At 69.2% G+C, this 21,420-nt stretch carries 18 protein-coding genes; 14 read left to right on the top strand and 4 right to left on the bottom strand.

The genetic code is table 11. From position 1 onward, the window contains the following. Nucleotides 1-290: 290 nt before the first annotated feature. The 12 genes from AB0N89_RS33600 (at nt 291) to AB0N89_RS33545 (ending at nt 15,146) form a co-directional block, all read left to right on the top strand. Nucleotides 291-1,085: a TIGR03084 family metal-binding protein gene (locus AB0N89_RS33600; protein ID WP_364213188.1), complete on the top strand. Its 795-nt coding sequence runs from the start codon at nt 291-293 to the stop codon at nt 1,083-1,085. Continuing rightward, the gene (locus tag AB0N89_RS33595) at nt 1,082-2,779 is read left to right on the top strand and encodes an acyclic terpene utilization AtuA family protein (protein ID WP_364213185.1); all 1,698 of its coding nucleotides are present in this window, start codon (nt 1,082-1,084) and stop codon (nt 2,777-2,779) included. Before AB0N89_RS33600 ends, AB0N89_RS33595 begins: the two co-directional genes overlap by 4 nt. Beyond that, a complete protein-coding gene (locus tag AB0N89_RS33590; protein WP_364213182.1) occupies nt 2,776-3,924 on the top strand; it encodes an acyl-CoA dehydrogenase family protein in 1,149 nt (382 codons plus the stop codon). Before AB0N89_RS33595 ends, AB0N89_RS33590 begins: the two co-directional genes overlap by 4 nt. Then, nucleotides 3,921-5,519 carry a carboxyl transferase domain-containing protein gene (locus tag AB0N89_RS33585; RefSeq protein ID WP_364213179.1) on the top strand — a complete coding sequence of 533 codons (1,599 nt, stop codon included), beginning with the start codon at nt 3,921-3,923 and terminating at the stop codon, nt 5,517-5,519. The genes AB0N89_RS33590 and AB0N89_RS33585 overlap by 4 nt, the downstream gene beginning before the upstream one ends. 5 nt (nt 5,520-5,524) lie before the next feature. Further along, nucleotides 5,525-7,477, top strand: coding sequence for a biotin carboxylase N-terminal domain-containing protein (locus AB0N89_RS33580; protein ID WP_364213176.1), 1,953 nt, complete (start codon nt 5,525-5,527; stop codon nt 7,475-7,477). After that, a complete protein-coding gene (locus AB0N89_RS33575) occupies nt 7,474-8,640 on the top strand; it encodes an acyl-CoA dehydrogenase (RefSeq protein ID WP_364213174.1) in 1,167 nt (388 codons plus the stop codon). Before AB0N89_RS33580 ends, AB0N89_RS33575 begins: the two co-directional genes overlap by 4 nt. Before the next feature lie 10 nt (nt 8,641-8,650). Further along, nucleotides 8,651-9,490 (top strand): NAD(P)-dependent oxidoreductase, encoded by an 840-nt coding sequence (locus AB0N89_RS33570; RefSeq protein WP_364213171.1) that lies wholly within the window; start codon nt 8,651-8,653, stop codon nt 9,488-9,490. Beyond that, nucleotides 9,487-10,128, top strand: a complete 642-nt coding sequence (locus AB0N89_RS33565; RefSeq protein ID WP_364213167.1) for a TetR/AcrR family transcriptional regulator — start codon at nt 9,487-9,489, stop codon at nt 10,126-10,128. The genes AB0N89_RS33570 and AB0N89_RS33565 overlap by 4 nt, the downstream gene beginning before the upstream one ends. 87 nt (nt 10,129-10,215) lie before the next feature. Beyond that, nucleotides 10,216-10,485: a hypothetical protein gene (locus AB0N89_RS33560; RefSeq protein ID WP_005152108.1), complete on the top strand. Its 270-nt coding sequence runs from the start codon at nt 10,216-10,218 to the stop codon at nt 10,483-10,485. A gap of 322 nt (nt 10,486-10,807) precedes the next feature. Continuing rightward, entirely contained in the window at nt 10,808-11,341 is a 534-nt protein-coding gene (locus AB0N89_RS33555) for a hypothetical protein (protein ID WP_364213164.1), read from the top strand. Between the two features lie 213 nt (nt 11,342-11,554). Beyond that, on the top strand, nt 11,555-13,558 hold the full coding sequence (locus AB0N89_RS33550) for a hypothetical protein (protein WP_364213161.1): 2,004 nt from the start codon (nt 11,555-11,557) through the stop codon (nt 13,556-13,558). Nucleotides 13,559-13,607: 49 nt separating this feature from the next. Next, nucleotides 13,608-15,146, top strand: a complete 1,539-nt coding sequence (locus AB0N89_RS33545) for an amino acid ABC transporter substrate-binding protein (RefSeq protein WP_364213158.1) — start codon at nt 13,608-13,610, stop codon at nt 15,144-15,146. 126 nt (nt 15,147-15,272) lie between these two features. Here the strand turns inward: AB0N89_RS33545 and AB0N89_RS33540 are convergent, their stop codons facing one another. Continuing rightward, the gene (locus AB0N89_RS33540; RefSeq protein WP_364213155.1) at nt 15,273-16,223 is read right to left on the bottom strand and encodes a chitinase; all 951 of its coding nucleotides are present in this window, start codon (nt 16,221-16,223) and stop codon (nt 15,273-15,275) included. Between the two features lie 223 nt (nt 16,224-16,446). Here AB0N89_RS33540 and AB0N89_RS33535 point away from each other — a divergent pair, with 223 nt between their 5' ends. After that, nucleotides 16,447-17,712, top strand: a complete 1,266-nt coding sequence (locus AB0N89_RS33535) for a GGDEF domain-containing protein (protein WP_364213152.1) — start codon at nt 16,447-16,449, stop codon at nt 17,710-17,712. Here AB0N89_RS33535 and AB0N89_RS33530 read toward each other — a convergent pair. Further along, nucleotides 17,709-18,164 carry a nucleoside deaminase gene (locus AB0N89_RS33530; protein WP_364213149.1) on the bottom strand — a complete coding sequence of 152 codons (456 nt, stop codon included), beginning with the start codon at nt 18,162-18,164 and terminating at the stop codon, nt 17,709-17,711. The two genes, AB0N89_RS33535 and AB0N89_RS33530, sit on opposite strands and share 4 nt — an antisense overlap. Before the next feature lie 82 nt (nt 18,165-18,246). Here AB0N89_RS33530 and AB0N89_RS33525 point away from each other — a divergent pair, with 82 nt between their 5' ends. Continuing rightward, entirely contained in the window at nt 18,247-19,206 is a 960-nt protein-coding gene (locus AB0N89_RS33525) for a YafY family protein (RefSeq protein WP_364213146.1), read from the top strand. Here AB0N89_RS33525 and AB0N89_RS33520 read toward each other — a convergent pair. Both AB0N89_RS33520 and AB0N89_RS33515 read right to left on the bottom strand, forming a co-directional pair. Next, on the bottom strand, nt 19,165-20,550 hold the full coding sequence (locus AB0N89_RS33520; RefSeq protein ID WP_364213143.1) for an MFS transporter: 1,386 nt from the start codon (nt 20,548-20,550) through the stop codon (nt 19,165-19,167). The genes AB0N89_RS33525 and AB0N89_RS33520 overlap by 42 nt on opposite strands. Before the next feature lie 158 nt (nt 20,551-20,708). Beyond that, the gene (locus AB0N89_RS33515) at nt 20,709-21,323 is read right to left on the bottom strand and encodes a TetR/AcrR family transcriptional regulator (RefSeq protein ID WP_364213140.1); all 615 of its coding nucleotides are present in this window, start codon (nt 21,321-21,323) and stop codon (nt 20,709-20,711) included. Between the last annotated feature and the right edge of the window lie 97 nt (nt 21,324-21,420).

Genomic DNA, 21,420 nt, shown 5'->3' with positions numbered 1-21,420 from the left:
GATCAGGGACGTGACTCGCGTGATTGAACACGGGACTCGCGTGACGGAAGGCGGAACTCGCGTGACTGGACGCCGTACTTGGGTGTGCGGCGTCCAGACACGCGAGTTCCGTCCCTGATCACGCGAGTCGCGTGTCTGATCACGCGAGTGCGGCGTCCTGTCTGGCTGCCTTACGCATTTGGTCCTCTGGATGCGGGTTGGGAGGGAGGGCAAGGTGGGTAAAACAATCAGGCGTGCTTGATTTTTCTGGCGGGGGGTGCCAGCCTGGGGAGAGACGCGAGGAGGCGGGCATGGCTGACCTGGGCGTGATCCTTGGGGATCTCGCGGCGGAATCGCAGGCCATCGACGACGTGGTGGCGGCTCTGCCCGCGTCGGACTGGGCGCGGCAGACCCCGGCCGAAGGCTGGACGATCGCCCATCAGATCGCTCATCTGGCCTGGACGGACAAGAAGGCGCTGATCGCGGCGCGGGGTTCCGAGGCCGAATGGCAGGCCGAGATCGAAGGACTCCTCGCGACCGGGGAGAGCTACGTCGACGATGGGGCGGCCGATGGCGCGAAGACGCCGCCCCGGCAGCTGCTGGCCGAATGGCGTTCCGGCCGCGCGGAACTCGCCAAGGCGCTCGAAGAAGTGCCCAGCGGGCAGAAGATCCCCTGGTACGGCCCGCCGATGAGCGCGGCGTCCATGGTGACCGCGCGCCTCATGGAGACCTGGGCGCACGGCCAGGACATCTTCGACGCGCTCGGCCTGACACGCGAGAACTCGCCCCGGATCTGGCACATCGCCCGGTTCGGGACCCGCACCCGCGACTTCGCCTACAAGCTCAACTCGCTGGCCCCGCCCGCCGAGGAGTTCCGCGTCGAGCTGGCCGCGCCGGACGGCACCACCTGGACGTTCGGGCCCGAGGACGCCGGGCAGCGGCTCACCGGGAGCGCGGTCGACTTCTGTCTCGTCATCACCCAGCGCCGCCATCCCGACGACACCGACCTGGTCGCCACCGGCGCCGACGTCGAGGAATGGCTCGGCATCGCGCAGGCCTTCGCCGGGCCTCCCGGCGCGGGACGGCGGCCGGGGCAGTTCTCGTGACCGCGGCCCCGATCAGGATCGGCAACGCGTCCGGGTTCTACGGCGACCGGTTCTCCGCCGTGCGCGAGATGCTCACCGCCGGTCAGCTCGACGTGCTGACCGGCGACTACCTCGCCGAGCTGACCATGCTCATCCTCGGCCGCGACCGGATGAAGGACCCGAACCGCGGCTACGCCAAGACGTTCCTCCGCCAGATGGAGGCGAACCTCGCGCTGGCCAAGGAAAAGGGCGTCAAGGTCGTCGCCAACGCCGGCGGGCTCAACCCCGCCGGGCTCGCCGACGCGCTCCGTGAGCTGGCCGCGAAACTCGGCGTCGACGTCGCCATCGCGCACGTCGAGGGCGACGACCTCATCCAGCGCGCCGAAGAGCTCGGGTTCGGCAAGACGCTGACCGCCAACGCCTACCTCGGCGCGTGGGGGATCGCGGAATGCCTGAACGCGGGCGCCGACATCGTGGTGACCGGGCGCGTCACCGACGCCTCGGTGATCGTCGGCCCCGCGGCCGCGCACTTCGGCTGGGCGCGCGACGACTACGACGCGCTGGCGGGCGCGGTCGCGGCCGGGCACGTGATCGAATGCGGCACGCAGGCTACCGGCGGCAACTACGCCTTCTTCACCGAACACGAGCTCGGCGTCCCGGGATTCCCGATCGCCGAGATCTCGGCCGACGGCTCCAGCGTGATCACCAAGCACCACGGCACCGGCGGCGTCGTGAACGCCGGAACCGTTACGGCACAGCTGCTTTACGAGATCACCGGTGCCCGGTACGCCGGGCCGGACGTCACGACGCGGTTCGACACGCTGACGCTCACCGACGACGGTCCGGACCGCGTCCGCATCAGCGGGGTCACCGGCGAACCGCCACCGCCCACGCTCAAGGTCTGCCTGAACGGCCTCGGCGGCTTCCGTAACGAGACGACGTTCGTCCTCACCGGACTCGACGTCGAAACGAAAGCCGCGCTGGTCAAGGACCAGCTCGAAGGCGCGCTCAAGGCCCGGCCACCCGCCGACGTCCAGTGGACGCTGGCCCGCACCGACCGGCCCGACGCCGAAACCGAGCAGCAGGCTAGCGCGCTGCTGCACGTCGCGGTCAAGGACGCGGATCCGGAGGTCGCCGGACGCGCGTTCAGTGGCGCGGCGATCGAGCTGGCCTTGGCGAGCTACCCCGGCTTCCACGTCACCGCACCGCCCTCGGCGGCGTCGCCCTACGGCGTCTACCGGGCCGCTTTCGTCGACGCGCACGAGGTCCCGCACGTCGCCGTGCTGCCGGACGGAACGCGTCGCGACATCGCGCCCGCCACCGAAACACTGCCTCTGTCCGAAGTGGACAACGAGCAGCTGCCCGCCCCGTTCACGCAGGCCGAGGTCCGCCGGGCGCCGCTCGGCAGGGTGATCGGCGCGCGCAGCGGTGACAAGGGCGGCAACGCGAACGTCGGCGTCTGGGCCCGATCGGACGAGGCCTGGCGCTGGCTCGCGCACCGGCTCACCGTCACCGAGTTCAAACTGCTGCTCCCCGAGACCGCGGACCTCGAAGTCCGGCGGCATCTCCTGCCGAACCTGCGGGCGCTCAACTTCGTCGTCGAAGGCATCCTCGGCGAGGGCGTCGCGTCGCAGGCGCGGTTCGACCCGCAGGCGAAGGCCCTCGGGGAATGGCTTCGCTCCCGCGAGATCGACATCCCGGAGGCTCTCCTGTGACCGATCCGTTCTCCACGCCGGAACGCGTCGAGCTGCGCAAGACCATCCGACGGTTCGCCGAAGCCGAGATCCTGCCGTACCTCGACGAATGGGAACGCGAAGGCGAGTTGCCGCGCGATCTGCATCGCAAGGCGGGGGAGCTCGGACTGCTCGGTGTCGGCTTCCCCGAAGAGGTCGGCGGCGGGGGCGGCGACTACCTCGACGCCGTCGTCATCGCCGAGGAACTGCACTACGCGGGTGGTTCCGGCGGGCTTTTCGCCTCGCTGTTCACCTGCGGAATCGCGGTCCCGCACATCGCGGCGGCCGGCGATCCGGTGCAGATCGAACGCTGGGTCCGGCCGGCGCTGGAAGGGGCCAAGATCGGCTCCCTCGCGGTCACCGAACCCGACGGCGGCTCGGACGTCGCCGGGATCCGCACCACGGCCGTCCGGGAAGGCGACGAATACGTCATCAACGGCGCCAAGACCTTCATCACCTCGGGCTGCCGCGCCGACTTCGTGACCACCGTCGTCCGCACCGGGGACTCCGGCGCCCACGGCATCTCGCTCATCGTCATCGAACGCGGCACGCCGGGCTTCACCGTCTCCCGCAAGCTGGAGAAGATGGGCTGGCTCTGTTCGGACACCGCCGAGCTGTCCTATGTGGACGTCCGGGTGCCCGCGGAGAACATGATCGGCGCGGAGAACAGCGGATTCGCCCAGGTCGCCACTCAGTTCGTCACCGAGCGGGTCTCGCTGGCGGTGCAGGGGTACGCGCACGCGCAACGGGCGCTCGACCTGACCTTGGACTGGTGCCGCCTGCGGGAGACGTTCGGCCGTCCGCTGATCTCCCGGCAGCTCGTGCAGCACAAGCTCACCGAGATGGCGCGCAAGATCGACGTCGCCCGCGCCTACACCCGGCAGGTCGCGCAGCGCCACGTCGCGGGCGAAGAGGTCATCGCCGAAGCCTGTTTCGCGAAGAACACCGCCGTCGAGACCGCCGAATGGGTGGTCAACGAGGCCGTGCAGCTGCACGGCGGACTCGGCTACATGCGGGAGTCCGAAGTGGAGCGTCACTACCGTGACGTGCGCATCCTCGGCATCGGCGGCGGGACCAACGAGATCCTCACCGGCTTGGCCGCGAAGCGATTGGGATACACCGCATGAGCACGATCAGGTCCATAGTGGACTCACGGAGCGACGAGTTCGCGGCCAACCGCGAGTCCATGCTCGGCAAGCTCGCCGAGATCGACGGCGAGCAGGCGAAGGCGATCGCGGGTGGCGGCGAGAAGTACGTCACCCGGCATCGCAAACGCGGCAAGCTGCTCGCCCGCGAGCGGATCGAGCTCCTCCTCGACGAGGACTCGCCGTTCCTGGAACTGTCGCCGCTGGCGGCCTGGGGTTCGGACTACCAGGTCGGCGCCAGCGTGATCACCGGCATCGGCGTCGTCGAAGGCGTCGAATGCATGATCTCGGCGAGCGACCCGACGGTCAAAGGCGGGGCGAGCAACCCGTGGACGGCCAAGAAGAGCTACCGCGCGGCCGACATCGCCGCGCAGAACCGTCTGCCGGTGATCAACCTCGTCGAGTCCGGCGGGGCGGATCTGCCGACGCAGAAGGAGATCTTCATCCCCGGCGGCCGGATCTTCCGCGACATCACGCGGTCTTCGGCGGCGAAGGTGCCCACGATCGCGCTGGTGTTCGGCAACTCGACCGCGGGCGGCGCGTACCTGCCCGGCATGTCGGACTACGTCGTGATGGTCAAGGAACGCGCGAAGGTGTTCCTCGGCGGGCCGCCGCTGGTCAAGATGGCCACCGGCGAGGAGTCCGACGACGAATCGCTCGGCGGCGCCGAGATGCACGCCCGCACCTCGGGGCTCGCCGACTACCTCGCGGCGGACGAAGAGGACGCGATCCGGCTCGGGCGCAGCATCGTCAAACGGCTCAACTGGACCAAACAGGGGCCGACGCCGAAGCCGGACTACGCCGAGCCTCTGTACTCCGCCGAAGATCTGCTCGGCATCGTGCCCAGCGATCTCAAGGTGCCGTTCGACCCGCGCGAGGTGATCGCCAGGGTCGCCGACGGTTCGGACTTCGACGAGTTCAAACCCCTGTACGGCAGCAGTCTCGCCACCGGCTGGGCGAGCATCCACGGGTACCCGGTCGGCGTCCTCGCCAACGCGCAGGGTGTGCTGTTCGGCGAGGAATCGCAGAAGGCGGCGCAGTTCATCCAGCTGGCCAACCAGATCGACACGCCGCTGGTCTTCCTGCACAACACCACCGGCTACATGGTCGGCAAGGAGTACGAGCAGAGCGGCATCATCAAACACGGCGCGATGATGATCAACGCCGTGTCGAACTCGAAGGTGCCGCATCTGTCGGTGCTCATGGGCGCGTCGTACGGCGCCGGGCACTACGGCATGTGCGGCCGCGCGTACAACCCGAGGTTCCTGTTCGCCTGGCCCAGCGCGAAATCCGCGGTCATGGGACCGCAGCAGCTGGCCGGGGTGCTGTCCATCGTGGCCCGGGCCGCCGCCGCGTCGCGCGGCGCGGAGTACAACGAGGAGCACGACGCCGCCATGCGCGCCATGGTCGAGGGGCAGATCGAGGCGGAGTCGATGCCGATGTTCCTCTCCGGGATGCTCTACGACGACGGGATCATCGATCCCCGCGACACCCGCACGGTGCTCGGGCTCAGCCTGTCCGTGATCCACAATGGACCAGTGAAGGGCGCCGAGGGCTTCGGCGTCTTCAGGATGTGAGCGGCATGATCGAGAAACTCCTGGTCGCCAACCGCGGCGAGATCGCCCGCCGCGTGTTCCGTACCTGCCGTGACGCCGGGATCGGCACGGTCGCGGTGTTCTCCGACGCGGACGCCGACGCGCCGCACACCGCCGAGGCGGACGTCGCCGTCCGGTTGCCGGGCAACGCGCCGTCCGACACCTATCTGCGTGCCGGGCTGCTGATCAAGGCGGCCGTCGAGACCGGCGCCGACGCGATCCACCCCGGTTACGGTTTCCTGTCCGAGAACGCCGCGTTCGCCCGCGCCGTGATCGACGCCGGGCTGACCTGGGTCGGGCCGCCGCCGGAGGCCATCGAGAGCATGGGCTCCAAGGTCGAGTCCAAGCGGATGATGGCCGAGGCCGGTGTCCCGATCCTGTCCGAATTGGACCCGGCCGAGGTCACCGAGGTCGACCTTCCTTTGCTGGTCAAGGCTTCCGCCGGTGGTGGTGGACGGGGCATGCGCGTCGTGCGCTCGCTCGGCGAGCTCGCCGAGGCGGTCGAGGGAGCGAGCGCGGAGGCCGCGTCGGCGTTCGGCGACCCGACCGTGTTCTGTGAGCGGTACCTGGAGACCGGGCGGCACATCGAGGTCCAGGTGCTCGCCGACACCCACGGCACGGTGTGGGCGGTGGGGGAGCGGGAATGCTCGATCCAGCGCCGCCACCAGAAGGTCGTCGAAGAGGCGCCGTCGCCGTTCGTCGACGATGCGATGCGGGAGGCGCTGTTCGACGCCGCGCGCAAGGCCGCGCAGGCGATCGACTACGTCGGCGCCGGGACGGTCGAGTTCCTCGCCGGTCCGGACGGGCGGTTCTACTTCCTGGAGATGAACACCCGGCTCCAGGTGGAACACCCGGTCACCGAGGCCACGACCGGACTCGACCTCGTGTCGCTGCAATTGCGGATCGCCGAGGGCGAGCACCTGCCGATCGACGAGCCGGAGACGCGGGGCCACGCGATCGAGGTCCGGCTCTACGCCGAAGACCCGGCCGCGGGCTGGCAGCCGCAGAGTGGCACCCTGCACCGTTTCGAGCTTCCCGCCGCACGACGCGAATTCGAGGTCGGCCCGGGTGTCCGGCTCGACTCCGGTTTCGTCAGCGGCCAGACCGTCGGCGTGCACTACGACCCGATGCTCGCCAAGGTCATCGCTTTCGCGCCCGATCGCCGGAGCGCGGCGCGGGCCTTGGCCGGAGCGCTGGCCGGCGCGGAGATCCACGGCGTGGTGACCAACCGCGACCTGCTGGTGAACGTCCTGCGCCACGAGGCCTTCCTCGCGGGCGAGACCGATACGGCGTTCTTCGACCGGCACGGTCTCGAAACCCTGGCCCGGCCATTGGCCACTGTGGACACCGTACGGATTTCCGCGCTCGCCGCCGCTTTGGCGGGCGCGGCCGTGAATCGGGCGGACGCCCCGGTGCAGGGACGACTGCCGAGTGGCTGGCGCAATGTCCGTTCGCAAGGGCAGCGCAAACGTTTTCGTCGAGGCGAGGACGAGATCGAGGTGGTCTACACACTCACCCGCGACGGTCTGCGTGCGGACGGCTTCGAAGGCGTCGAACTGGTTTCCGCCGAGCCCGGCAACGTGATCCTGGAGGTTTCCGGGGTGCGGCGGAAGTTCGGTGTCGCCCGGTACGGCGACGTGGTGTACGTCGATTCGTCGGAAGGCACTGTCGAACTGAACGTGGTGCCGAGGTACACCGACCCGGACGCGGCGCTCGCCGCCGGTTCGCTCGTGGCGCCGATGCCGGGCACCGTCGTCCGGCTCGCGGTCGAGGCCGGAGACACCGTCAAGACCGGCGATCCGTTGCTGTGGCTGGAAGCGATGAAGATGGAACACCGGATCGCGGCGCCCGCCGACGGCGTCGTGACCGAACTCCCGGTGGTGGTCGGACAACAGGTCGAAGTGGGCACGATCCTCGCGGTGGTAGGAGACGACGAATGAACGCGATGAACTTCACCGAGCCCGAGGAGCGCGTCGCGCTGCGGGCAGCGGTCGCCGAACTGGGCAAGAAGTACGGGCACGAGTACTACTCGAAGCAGGCCCGCGCCGGGCTCAAGACCGAGGAACTGTGGGCCGAGGCCGGACGGCTGGGCTACCTCGGCGTGAACCTGCCCGAGGAGTACGGCGGCGGGGGAGCGGGGATCGCGGATCTCGCCGCGGTGCTGGAGGAACTCGCCGCGGCGGGCTGCCCGCTGCTGCTCATGGTCGTCTCGCCGGCGATCTGCGGCACGGTCATCTCCCGGTTCGGCACCGACGAGCAGAAGAAGCGCTGGCTGCCCGGCATCGCCGACGGCAGCAGGCGGATGGTCTTCGCGATCACCGAACCGGACGCCGGGTCGAACTCGCACAAGATCACCACCACCGCGAAACGCGACGGCGGCGACTGGGTCCTCAGTGGACGGAAGGTCTACATCTCCGGCGTCGACGAGGCGGACGCCGTCCTGGTCGTCGGCCGCACCGAGGATTCCAAGACCGGCAAGCTCAAGCCCGCGCTGTTCATCGTCCCGACCGACGCGCCCGGCTTCGAGTACAAGCAGATCGAGATGGACATCGTCTCGCCGGAGAAGCAGTTCGGCCTGTTCCTCGACGACGTCCACCTGCCCGCCGACGCGCTGGTCGGCGAGGAGGACGCGGCGATCGCGCAGCTGTTCGCCGGGCTCAACCCCGAACGCATCATGGGCGCGTCGTTCTCGCTCGGCATCGCGCGGTACGCGCTGGCCAAGGGCGTCGCCTACGCCAACGAGCGCAAGGTGTGGGGCGCGCCGATCGGCACCCACCAGGGTCTCGCGCATCCGCTGGCCGAGATCAAGATCGAGCTGGAACTGGCCAAGCTCATGACGCAGAAGGCGGCGTCGCTCTACGACTCCGGCGACGACTTCGGCGCGGGCGAGTCGGCGAACATGGCGAAGTACGCGGCCGCCGAGGTCGCCATCCGCGCGGTCGACCAGGCCGTGCAGACCCACGGCGGCAACGGCCTCGCCAGCGAATACGGGCTGGGCACGCTGGTCGCGGCCGTCCGGCTCGGCCGGATCGCGCCGGTGAGCCGCGAGATGGTGCTCAACTTCGTCGGCCAGCACAGCCTGGGCCTGCCCAGGTCCTACTGAGGAGGCGTCCATGAGCACGCTCCACGGCAAGACGATCATCATCTCCGGCGGCAGCCGCGGGATCGGCGAGGCCATCGCCGTCCGTGCCGCCCGCGACGAGGCGAACATCGCCCTGCTGGCCAAGACCGCCGAGCCGCATCCGAAGCTGCCGGGCACGCTCTACACCGCGGCCAAGGCGATCGAGGACGCCGGAGGGCAGGCGCTGCCGATCGTCGGCGACGTCCGGGACGACACGTCGGTCGAAGCCGCGATCGAGCGGACCGCGGAGCAGTTCGGCGGCATCGACATCGTGCTCAACAACGCCAGCGCGATTGACCTGACGCCGACCGAGTCGGTCAGCATGAAGCGCTACGACCTGATGCAGGACATCAACGCGCGCGGGTCGTTCCTGCTGTCGAAACTCGCCATCCCGTATCTGAAGCTGGCGGAGAACGCGCACATCTTGACGCTGTCGCCGCCGATCAGCCTCGACGAGAAGTGGTTCCAGGCCGGGCATCTCGCGTACAGCATCGCGAAGTACTCGATGAGCCTGGTGACAGTCGGGCTCGCCGCGGAACTGCGGCAGTACGGGATCGCGGCGAACTCGCTGTGGCCCCGGACCACGATCGACACCGCCGCCATCCGCAACGTCGTCGGCGCCGAACTCGCGGCGAAGTCGCGGACGCCGGAGATCATGGCGGACGCGGCGCACGCGATCCTCACCAAACCGGGCACCGGGGCGACGGGGAATTTCTACCTCGACGACGAGGTGCTGGCCGCCGAGGGCGTCACGGACTTCTCGAAGTACCGCGTCGGCGGGCGTGAGGAAGACCTGCAGCTCGATTTCTGGGTGGAAAGCCGCACCCCGTGATCCGCGAACCACAGCAGGAGCGCAGCCGGACGACCCGGCGGCGGCTGGTCGAGGCCGCCGTCGAGACGATCGGGGAGCTGGGCTGGAACGGGACCACGGTCGCGGTGATCGCCGAACGCGCCGGGGTCTCGCGCGGCGCCGCCCAGCACCACTTCCCGACCAGGGAGGACCTGGTCGCGGCCGCGGTCGAGCACGTGGGCGAGATCCAGATCGTGGAGCTGCGCGCCCGCGCCGCCGAGCTGCCGTCCGGGCGGTCCCGGATCGAACGGGCCGTCGACATGGTGCTCAACCTCTACAGCGGGCCGATGTTCCGCGCCGCGCTGCACCTGTGGGTCGCGGCGTCGACCGACGAAGCCCTGCGCGCGACCCTGGTGCCGCTGGAGGCGCGGGTCGGCCGGGAAGCACACCGAGTGACCGTCGAGCTGCTCGGTGTCGACGAGTCCCATCACGGCGTCCGAGAGCTGGTCCAGGCCACTCTCGATCTTGCCCGCGGCCTCGGCCTGGCGAATCTGCTGACCGACGACACGAAGCGCCGCAAGCAGATCGTGGCCCAGTGGGCCCGCGTCCTGGAGCCCACGCTGGCAGTGGCAAAAAGCCAGAAGATCGAACGGAACCTGGAAAATCCCGAGAACGTCTGAGATCTTGTTAACACTGATGGAGCAGCGGCCGATAACACGGTGTAAGTGCTGCTGATTCGGGTAGCTGATCGAGAGAGGTCCAGTCCGGTGTCCGGTTCAGAGGTCGAACTGTCCCATCGAGCGATGGCGATGCTGCGAGCGGTCGCGGCCCGCCGTGCCGAGATGTCGTGCAGCTGCGAGCCGGACCTCTTCATCGACGGATTCGCCTGCTGCGACCAGATGACCGCGCACGCCCTGGCCCACGGCGGCTACATCCGCCCCGCCGAGTCCACCGGGCTCTCCGCGGTGACCGGCCGGGTGCCCGCCGAACTGACCGAGGCCGGCGAGGCCGCGATCGCGGTCACCGCAGCCGCCTGACCCACCCACGAGTCGTCCGCCCGGTCACGCGTGTCGTCCACCTGATCACGTGTGTCGTCCTCCCGGTCACGAATCTGCGCCGTCCGGGCACCTGCGCGCCGGAGAACACCCGTGATCGGACGGACGACACGCGTGATGGAACGGACGACACGCGTGATCGGATGGCCGGCACGCGATCGCGGTCACCGCAGCCGCCTGACCTTTCGCCGCACCGTCTGTCCGCCATGGACGGCCTCCGTTTACAAGTGCCTCCCGCGTTCCTAATATCCACCCCGGGTCGAGGCCGCCGCGTAGATCGGCGGACCGGGGTTTGGAGGTGCCGATGGCACGCACGGCTCGCCGCGAAGCCGGTGGGGACGCCCTGAGCGAGTTGATGCGGGCGGCCGGTGCCGTACCCCGTCGCCGGGGACCGCGCGGGCCGAAGCACCGGGCCCCGAACGCCGTCGGTCCCGGCAGGGGGAGACTCCGGCGGATTTCGGCGCTTTCGGCGGGCGGCGTCGTCGTCGGCGGCCTGCTGGCCGTGTTGCTCACGCCGGCCGACTCCGCCGAGGTCCTCCCCGGCATGCCGCTCCCACCGCCGTCGCTGACCATCGCCCCGCAGGCCATCCTGGTCCCGGACGACGCGGTGCCCCCGCCCGTCCCGTCGGGACCCTCGGGCGGAAGTGTCGCGCCCCCGCCACCGATGACCGCGGCGATGCACGGCTCGGAAACGCCGTCTCCCACGCCGTCGCCCCCTCCCGAAGAAGAGCCGGATCCGCGCGCCGGTCACGAGTACCACGAGGACTGGAACCGCGGCTACTACCACGGCGACGGATATCCCGGCGCCTATCGGGGCGGCGGCAGGCAGCCGCAATAAGGCGGACAGCTCCGATCGGGTGATCGGCGGTATCGCTCATCGTCGATCGATAATTACGATTCCCCCCGGATTTCGTCCTTTCGTGTCTGGTGTCGGTATTCCCGTGTCCCGGCTCCGTCCGGGTACCTACGATGGTTCGCACTCTCCATTCCCTTCCCGGAGCACAGCTAGGGGCTGAACAGGAAAATGAGTGTGGACCGACATTCTCCGGCGGTGCAGTTCGCCCGGAGAATGCTGATCAACCGCGAGGCGGGCAAGCCGTCCCGCAGGCAGCCGGTGACGCTGCTGCTCGGACCGGTCGGTTCGGGGAAGACCACGGCACTGGAAGCGATCCGCCGCGACCTGGGCTGGGGTGTCGTGCACGCCGGATTCGATTTCGGCCAGGGCGGCAGAGCGGGCACGATCGACGTGCTCACGAAACTGGCCTACGGATTGTCGGCAAAATGGCGAAATCGACCGAAACCGCAGTTCGTTCGGTTCACCATCGCGCTGATCGCGGTTCAGGCCGAGCTTTCCGGGCGAAATCGTGACGAAGACCTGGCGCAACTGAAATCATTGATCCACAGTTTTCATGGAATCATCTGGACACCGGCGCTCGACCGAGCGCTCGACACGCTGACCGAGACGGCGAAGGCGACCGGTCTCGTCGAACCGCCGTACGCGGATCTGTTCCGCCAGACGTTCCCGCATCTGGTCCGGAACATCCGGCCGAGGCTCGGGAAGGCGCTGCGGTCGCTGGCCGACTTCCCCAACGCCGAGGGAAGATCGCCGTTCGACGCGCTGCTCGAACTCAACCGGCTCGCGCACGGCAGCGCCCGCGACGCCAAGGCGGTCACCGAGTGGCTGATGGCGGCGTTCCTCGGCGACGTCCGGGAGAACCATCCGAGGATGGCCAGACCGGAGGAGAAGAGCCCCTGCGCGTGCGACCTCTCGCAGCAGCGCAGGCACTGGCACAACTGGGTGATCGTGCTCGACGACGTGGAGCACGCCGGCGGGACCGAGTTCCTCGCCGACCTGGTCGCCGCGCGGGAACGGTACGCCGTCCAGCATCCGAACGACCGGGACGCGCACGACGCGCTGCTGGTGATCGCGACGAGCGGGCGCTGGCACGACGACTGGGGGACGGCTTGGCTGGCGCCGTGGAAGCCGGCGTCCGGCGCTCCGCCCGCCGTCCGGCCGATTACGGACTGCGAGGAGGCCTCGTACGGCGACTGGGCGAAGACGGGAGCCGGGACGCTCGACTCGCCCTATTACCCCGTCCGCGTCTCGCCCCAGCCCATCGGGCGGATCGCGCGCGTGCTCGATTCCGGGGTGCGGACCCCGAAGGTCACGCTCGCGCACCGGGCGACCGGTGGACTGCCGTCGGCGGTCGAGCAGCTCACCGAGCGGTTGCGGGCGAGCGAAGTCCGCGAAGGCGACCGCGATCTGCTGACCACCGATCCCGTCGGTGAGCAGGATCCCTGCTACCGGAGGCTGGCCGAGCTCGGGCTGACCGAACACCTCGACGACGTCGAGCTCGACGACTTCGTGACCGCGGCCCCGTTCGCGACCGCGCCCTGGCTGATCCCGGACGCCGCGCAGAGCCGCATCGACCAGCCGCACGTCGGGCGGATCCTGACCGAACTGCGCACTTCTCTGTGGGTCACGGCGAAGAACCCGCCGGGCACGACCGAGGACCAGGCGGCGCTGCACCCGTGGATCGCCTCGAACCTGGTCTCCGCGCTGGCCCGGCGAGGTGACGGGGACGGGCCGACCTACACCGACCAGTTCAAGGCCCTGCGCGACGATCCGGACACCGCGCAGGATCCGGTGCGCCTGGCCTACTGCAATCTCGCGCTGGGCGACATCGGTGAGGTGGTCTCGTTCTTCGAGCAGGAGTTCAACCGGATCCCGCACGCGGAATGGATCGCGAAGCTCGAGCTGGTCCTGAACGCGCCGGACGATCTGCCGCCCGAACGGGATCACGCCGAGCTGTACGACGAGCTGGTCAACCTGGACACCGCGCGCCGTCCCACCGCCCGGTCCGAGATCCGGAACAACGTCGCCCGGCTCATCGCGGCGGGCTGGCTGACCGCCAACCCCTTCGCCGTCCGCGGGCAGGACCAGCACCAGGTGATCGCGAACGCCTTCGCCGCGCTGGCCACCACTTCGCATCAGCCCGACGTCGGCGCGCTCGTGTCGGCCAAGGAAGCCGCCCGCCGCGGCGAATTCCCCTGAACCTGAACGGAAACCCGTCATGTCCTGGCTCGATTCGTTGAGAACCCGTATGTCCGAGGCGCGTGAACGCGCGGAGACGGGCCCGCCGGTGCGGCCCCGAGGCTGGGCGCGCCGTCATCGGGCGCTGCTGATCGCGGTCGTCGTCCTGCTGGCAGGCGCCGCGCTGGTGGGGCTCAGACCGTGGGAGTCCTGTGGCGCGGGGCTGCACACCGTCGACGCGGACAAGGAGTCGGTCGGCTCGTCGTACGTCTGCGTCGGGTTGAACCTCGACTCCGGCCCGATGCGCGACGACGACCCGCTCGACCCGCTGCAGAAGCTCATCAAGAGCCGCAACGACTCGGTGGGCGACACCTTCAAGACCATCGTGGTGCTGGAGAACCTGGCGCCCGACCCGAAGGTCGACAGCCAGCCGTTCCCGTTCGTGCGGCGCGAGGTCCAGGGCGCGATCACCGCCGCCTGGCCGAAGAACGGGCCGCCGGGGATCAAGCTGCTGCTGGCCAACTACGGGAGCAACGCCGACCACTGGCGCGTCGTCGCGGACGAGATCATCGCCGCGGCTGCCGCCCAGCGCATCGTGGCGGTCACCGACGTCGGCGTCAGTTCGGAGAACAGCCGGGCCTTGGTGGCGGAGCTGTCCCAGCACGGCATCGCCACGATCGGCGCGACCGTCACCGCGGACAACATGAACACCGACCTGAAGGGCGCGCGGATCGACAACTTCTTCCGCGTGGGCCCGACCAACACCGACGAGGCCCGCGCCGCCGCCGGATACATCGCCGAGCACGGTTTCCGGCGTGTGATGATGATCCAGGGCGTCAGCAAGGAGGACACCTACGCGACCACGCTCGCCGAGGCCTTCAAGAGCTCGTCGAAGGTGCCGGTGATCTTCACGAAGACCTACGAGGTCAAGCCACTGGCCGACACCTCGCGCGAGGCTTATCTGCGGGCGCTGTTCAGCAGGTGGCACAACGACATCTGTGGTGCGAGACCCGATCTGATCTACTTCGCGGGCCGCGGTCTGGACCTCGGCGCGCTCGTGGCGGCGCTGGCGGGCGACGGCGCCTGTGAAGGACTCGATTCCGTGACCGTGATGACCGGAGACGACGCGAGCACCCTCGCCGGGAATCCCTTGGAGCTCGACAAGGACATCAGCGTCCGGCTCCGCTACACGGCGCTCGCCTATCCCGACCAGTGGGATATGTTCACCGCCGATCCGGCGCATGCGACGTACAAGAAGAACTACGACAACTTCGTCGCCGAATTCACCGGCACCCATGGCTTTCCCAAGGGGGAGTTGTGGGACGGCGCCGCGATGATCGAGCACGACGCCGTCGCGGCGGCGGTCACGGCCGCGGTGCAGAACGTGTCGGCGGATCCGGTCTCGGTGGCGAACGTGGTGCGCAGCATCGACTGCAATTCGCCGGTGCCGGGCGCGACCGGGTTCGTCGCTTTCGACCAGGCGACGGGGAATCAGCTCGACAAGGCGCTGCCGATCCTGTCCATCGATCCGGACGGTTCGGTGCATCCGGTCGACCTGGTGTGGTCGCGCGGGCGGCCGCTGAACACCGCGCCGGACTGCGGTCGCTGAGTTCCGTGTCTGATCACGTGAATGCCGTGAAGGCCTCCATCCCTGCCTTGTGAGCGGGGAAGGAGGCCTTCACGTACTTCGCGAAAGGAGGATTCGCGAAGAGCTGACACCGGTGGGGAACGGAAGTCAGCCGGTGTAACCCGCCACGATCTTGGTGTAGTCGTACTTGCCCTGCGAGATCCCCGCGCAGTTGTCGCAGTCGCGGTTCACCGCCCAGAACGACAGCCGGGCGAGATGTTTGCTCGCCGCGTAGTCGCGGATCGCGCGGAAGTCGGCGACGCTGACGGTCTCGCCCGCCACGTCGGTCTTCCCGTTCATCGACGAGAGCCCGCTGCGCCGGTAGGCCGCGTCGTCGCTCAGGCCGAAGGTGGACTTCACGGCGTTCTTCAGCCCGTCCACGGCACTGCGGGTCTTTCCCGCCATGTCGCCGCCGCCGGAGAAGTCGAACGGCATGACCGACCACGCGTCGACGCCCGCGCCGAGCACCTTCGACTGGTTGATGAGGCGCTTACCGGTCGCGTTCGGGCCGCCGACCTCGGTCGGGATGGTGATGACCACGCGCAGGCCGGGGTTCTTCTGCTTCGTGATCTTGACGGCGTTCAGGATCCGGTCCTGGACGGTGTTGTTCTCGAATTCGTCGGTGTTCTCGATGTCGAGGTCGATCGCCTTGAGTTTGTAGGCGTCGATCACCTTCTGGTAGGCGCCGGCGAGTGCGGCGGGTGTCGTGCACTTCGTGCCGAGCTTCGTACCCGACCAGCCGCCGAACGACGGGATGACGTCGCCGCCCTTGGCCCGGATGTTGTTGATCATCGTGGCGTCGGAGCCGGTGAGCGAACGGGTGCCGTCCCATTTCGGGTTGCAGCCGCCGTCGGAGAGGATGAACGCGAGGGTGAAGGCCTTGACCCCGGAGGCGTTCATCGCGGCGATCGGGTCCGTCTGTCCCGACCACTGGTACAGATACGGCGAGGCGAGCACCGCGTCCGGTGCCGCGGAGGCGACGGGGGCGAGGCCGGCGGCCGTGGCGAGAGCGGCGCCGACGGTGGTGGCCAGTGTCGCCCAGCGTCGTAGGGATTTCATAGGTCCTCCAACTGGTACGCGCGCGGTGAGGCGCGCAGGTGTGGAGCACCTCCGTCTTGACGCGGCGTATCAACCGGGAGGGTGCGCTCCCTCACGGTGGACTAGACCATTGAGGACTGTCAAGAATTCACCGGGATTCCGGGACGAAACGACCGACCTTAGTAGGGGGTCATGACCCGGAAAGAGGATCGACACCACCGCCGGAACCGGCTACTTTGCCGAAATGGTGGGGGACTCCCTGATGGCGACCGGAAGCCGAGGCCGGAGAGACCGGCTCGCCGTGCCGCGCCGGCTGCTGGGGTCCTGGAGCCTGTGGGAACTACCCAGGCGGGGCCTGATCGGGTACCTGCTCCTCGTCGACGCCGCCGCCTTCGCCGCCACCGCCTACCTCTTCGTGCTGCGGCCGCCCGCGCCGTCGTCCCTGCTCCCGTTTTCCGCTCTGCTGGCGGGAATGATCCTCAGCTCGGAGCTTTCGCGCTCCGTCGAGCGGTCCCGCGCCGACACCCGGCTCGGCGCCGGACTGGACGCCGCCTGGATCTTCGCGGGCGCGTTGCTGGTCCCGCCCGCGCTGGCCGCCCTGCTCGTCGTCGCTTCCGCGGGGTACCGCTGGGTCCGGATCCGGCGCGGAATCCCGCACCGCCAGGTGTTCGCGGCGTCCGCGACCATGCTGTCGGCGCTGGGCGCCTCGATCATCCCGGTGCTGCTGGGCGCGCCCCCGTTCGCCGACGCGACAAGGGATTTCGAGAGTTTCGCCCTGGTTTTCGCGACCGGGCTGGTGTTCTTGTCCGTCGACGCCGCGCTGGCCGCGCCGGCGGCGGAATTCGGCGCCGAACCGTCGGGTTTCGCCTTCGACGCGGCGATGGTCGCGTTCGGATTGCTGCTCGCGTGGTCGGCGGTGGACTGGCCGCTCGTCACCGTGGTACTCGCCGGGGCGCTTGTGGTGCTGCATCGGGCGGGGACGATGCGCGCGCTGCGCGGCCACGCGGGTACGGACGCCGGCACCGGGCTGCTGACCGCGTCGTCCTGGATGGACGGTGCGCGCACCCAGTTCGATCTGCTTCGGGGCCGTGGCGCCGATCTTTCGCTGCTGATGCTCGACCTCGACCATTTCGCCCGGCTCAACGACAAGCACGGCAGGCACGTCGGGGACGACGTCCTCCGCGCCGTGGCGGACACTTTGCGCGCGGAGGTCCGGGCGGCGGATCTGGTCGGCCGGTTCGGCGGCGAGGAGTTCGTCGTCCTGCTGCCGGGTACGAGCGGGTTCGACGCGCACGCGATCGCCGAACGGATCCGGCTGCGGATCTCCTCGACGTTCGTCTCACTGGGTGGGACGTTCGCCGGGGCGACCGTCTCGATCGGCGTCTCGTCGCATCCCGCCGGCGGTGAGACGCTCGACAGGCTCGTCGGCGCGGCGGATCAGGCGCTGCGCGCGGCCAAGGGGGCCGGGCGCAACCGGACCGTCGTGTTCGACGCCGAGGAGTCGGTCTAGTCCCCGGCCGGGACCCCGATGTCCTCGAACCACAGTTCCGGACGGTCCCGGATGAACTCGGTCATCAGCGCGGTGCACGCCGGGTCGTCGAACAGGGTGATCTCGACGCCGTGCTCCTCCAGCCAGCCGTGCCCGCCTTCGAACGTGGCGGCCTCGCCGATGATCACCCGGCCGATGCCGAACTGGCGCACCAGTCCGCTGCAGTACCAGCAGGGGGAGAGGGTGGTGACCATGACGGTGTCCCGGTAGTGCGGCCGCCTGCCCGCGTTCCGGAACGCGGAGGTCTCGGCGTGCATCGACGGGTCACCGTCCTGCACCCGGCGGTTATGGCCACGGCCGAGCAGGACGCCGTCGGTGTCGAAGAGCGCGGCGCCGATCGGGACCCCGCCCTCGGCCTTGCCGAGTTCGGCCTCTTCGCGGGCGACGGACAGCAGACGCGCGGGATCGATCATGGGCCTCACCTTACCTTCGGGATTCAGGACGAATCCTGTCCTCGATGTCTGCCAGACTCACCGCCATGAAGCGAGCGAACCGATGACCACGGGCACGTCGGCACGGCTGCTGAGGCTGCTCTCCCTGCTCCAGGCGCGGCGCGACTGGCCGGGCGGGGACCTGGCGGACCGGCTTCAGATCGACGTCCGCACGGTCCGGCGCGACGTCGAGAGGCTGCGGGAGCTGGGCTACCCGGTGCACGCCACCCCCGGCGTCGCGGGCGGCTACCGGCTCGGCGCGGGGGCCGCGCTGCCGCCGCTGCTGCTGGACGACGACGAAGCCGTCGCGGTCGCCGTCGGGCTCCGCACGGCCGCGAACGGGACGGTCTCGGGCATCGAGGAGACCTCGGTGCGCGCGCTCACGAAGCTGGAGCAGGTGCTGCCCGCCCGGCTGCGGCATCGGGTGGCCGCGCTGAACACCGCGATGATCCCGCTCGGCGGCGCCGGCCCGATCATCGACGCGGAAGCGCTGACGGTCATCGCCTCCGCGTGCCGCGACCATCAGCGGCTCCGGTTCGGGTACAGCGGCTACAACGGCGACGTCAGTGAGCGCCGGGTCGAGCCGTTGCGTCTCGTGCACACCGGACGCCGCTGGTACCTCGTCGCGTTCGACCTCGACCGCGACGACTGGCGCACCTTCCGCCTCGACCGGATCGACGGCGTCCCGGACACCAGTTTCCGCTTCACGCCGAGGGAACCGCCCGCCGAGGACCTCGCGGCGTACGTCTCCCGCGGGATCTCGTCGTCGCCGTACCCGCATCAGATGGTGCTGCGGGTGAACGCCTCGGCGGAGGCGCTCGCCGAATACGTGCCCCCGACCGTCGGGACGGTCGAGGCCATCGACGAGCGCACCAGCCGGGTCCGCGTCGGCTCCAACAACCTTTCCGTGGTGCCGGTCTACTTCGCCCAATGGGACGTCGACTTCGTCGTCGAGGAAGCGCCGGACGAGGTCAAGGAGCGGCTACGGCTGGTCGCCGACCGCTTCACGCGAGCGGTCGAGTGAGTCCGAAGTGGACTGTGTCCCGCGTTTGGCGCGCTTGGCCAGCAGCGCGATCGAGCCGAGCGAGATCAGGGCCAGCACGATGATGTAGAGCGAGACCGACATCGAGGTGCCGGTGGATTCCAGCAACAGCACCATGATGAACGGCGCGAGTCCACCGCCGACGACAGCGCTGATCTGATAGCCGAGAGACGCGCCGGTGTAGCGCATCTCGGCGGTGAACAGCTCGGCGAACAGCGCCGCCTGCGGGCCGTACATGATGCCCAGGAACATCGACCCGACGAACGAGGCGATCACGAGCAGCGGCAGCGAAGCCGTGTCGATCAGCAGGAACATCGGGATCGCCCAGAGCGCGATCCCGGCGGCGCCGAAGGTGTAGATCTTGAGCCTGCCGATCCGGTCGGACAGCTTCGCCGACAACGGGATGATCGCCAGTTGCAGCGTGCTGATGAGCAGGGTCGCGACGAGCACGGTGGTCCGCGACATGCCCAGATGGCGGGTGGTGTAGTCGAGGACGCCGTTGAGCAGGATGTAGAAGGTGGCGGTGTTGACCATGAACGAGCCGCCCGCCAGCAGCACGGTGCCCTTGTGGTCGCGCAGGATGTCGCGCAGCGGCGATTTGGCGTGCCCGCGTTCCTCGGCGGCCTGTTTCGCCGCGGCACGGCGGTATTCCGGCGTTTCGTCGATCTTGGCGTGCAGGTACCAGGCCAGCCCGAGCACGAGGATGCCGACCAGGAAAGGGATCCGCCAGGCCCAGGTGAGGAAGTCGGACGGCGGGGCGATCTCCGCCGCGACGAGAAACACCGTGTTCGCCAGCACCACGCCGAGCGGGACACCGAGCTGGACGAGGCTGCCGTAGAGCCCGCGTTTGCCGGGCGGCGCGTATTCGGTGGCGAGCAGCATCGCGCCGCCCCACTGCGCGCCGACCGCGACACCCTGCACGAGCCGCAGCAGGACCAGTAGGATCGGCGCGCCGATGCCGATCGTGTCGTAGGTGGGGAGTACGCCGATCAGCGTGGTCGCCGCGCCCATCAGCGCGATCGCCAGCACCAGCACGGGCTTCCGGCCGCGTTTGTCGCCGAGGCTGCCCGCGATGATCCCGCCGAGCGGCCGGGCGAGGAAGCCGACCGCGAAGGTCGCGAACGAGGCGAGGACGCCGGCCGCCGGGTTGGTGGTGGGGAAGAAGGTCTTCCCGAACACCAGGGCGGCCGCGATCCCGAAGACGAAATAGTCGTACCACTCGACCGTGGACGCGAGTGCCGCGGCGGTGGCGGCCCTCCGGCGCTGGGTCACGGTGATCGTCGGTTCAGCTGCTGTTCCGGGGACGTTCGGTGCGCTCTCGGCCATCGGTGTGCCCTTCGCTCGGCGCTGCTGCGGCGGTGCGGTCCGGGCAAGTTAACAACCGCTTAGTATGTGGTCAACGTCTCAACGGGTAATTCTCGATACCGACCGGTTGGTATGTCACCCTGGTGGCGGTATCGCCGACGGAGGTCGATCAGTACTGGTCAGGAGAGTTTCGTGCCGAGCATGCGCAGCACCAGCTCGCTGTACTCCTGGCCCAGCTTCTTCGGGGTCTGGCGGGCGCGGTCGCTGTACCACCGGGAGACGTCGACGCCGAGCGAGAGCACGGCGCGCGCGGCGGTGTGCGGGTCGCCGACGGTGAAGACGCCCGTCCGCGAGCCTTCGGTGATGACCTCGCGCACGACCTGCTCGATCCGGCGGCGCAGTTTCGCGACGATCTCGAACTCCTCGTCCGGCAGCGCGTGCAGTTCGTACTGCACCACGCGGGCCACGGTGTGCCGCCGCGCGTGCCAGGCCACGAAGTCCTCGACCAGCAGCCGGATCCGCTCGACGGGGTCGGTCTCGCGTGCCACGACGCTCTCGACCAGGGAGAGTGTCTGCTCGTGGCCGTACTTCGAGATCGCGAACAGCAGCGCGGCCTTGGACGGGAAGTGCACGTACAAGGCCGCGGGGCTCATGCCTGCCGCCGAGGCGATGTCCCGGGTCGTGGTCGCGTGGTAGCCGCGCCGCGCGAAGGATTCGACCCCGGCCAGCATCAGACGGCGTGCCGTCTCCGGCTGGACGTCGGGCCACAGTTCGGCCGACAGCGACATGGTCATCCGCAGATCCTCCCAGACGCTCGTACTCCGATGGTGGGCTTGACACCACCTTCGGGCATTCCCATTGTAAGTGAGCGCTCGCTTAGTGAATGAAGAG

This window comes from Amycolatopsis sp. NPDC089917 (genome assembly GCF_040684635.1).
Lineage (GTDB): Bacteria > Actinomycetota > Actinomycetes > Mycobacteriales > Pseudonocardiaceae > Amycolatopsis.
The sequence above is the reverse complement of the archived record's forward strand: the minus strand, read 5'-3'. Positions and strand labels throughout refer to the sequence as shown.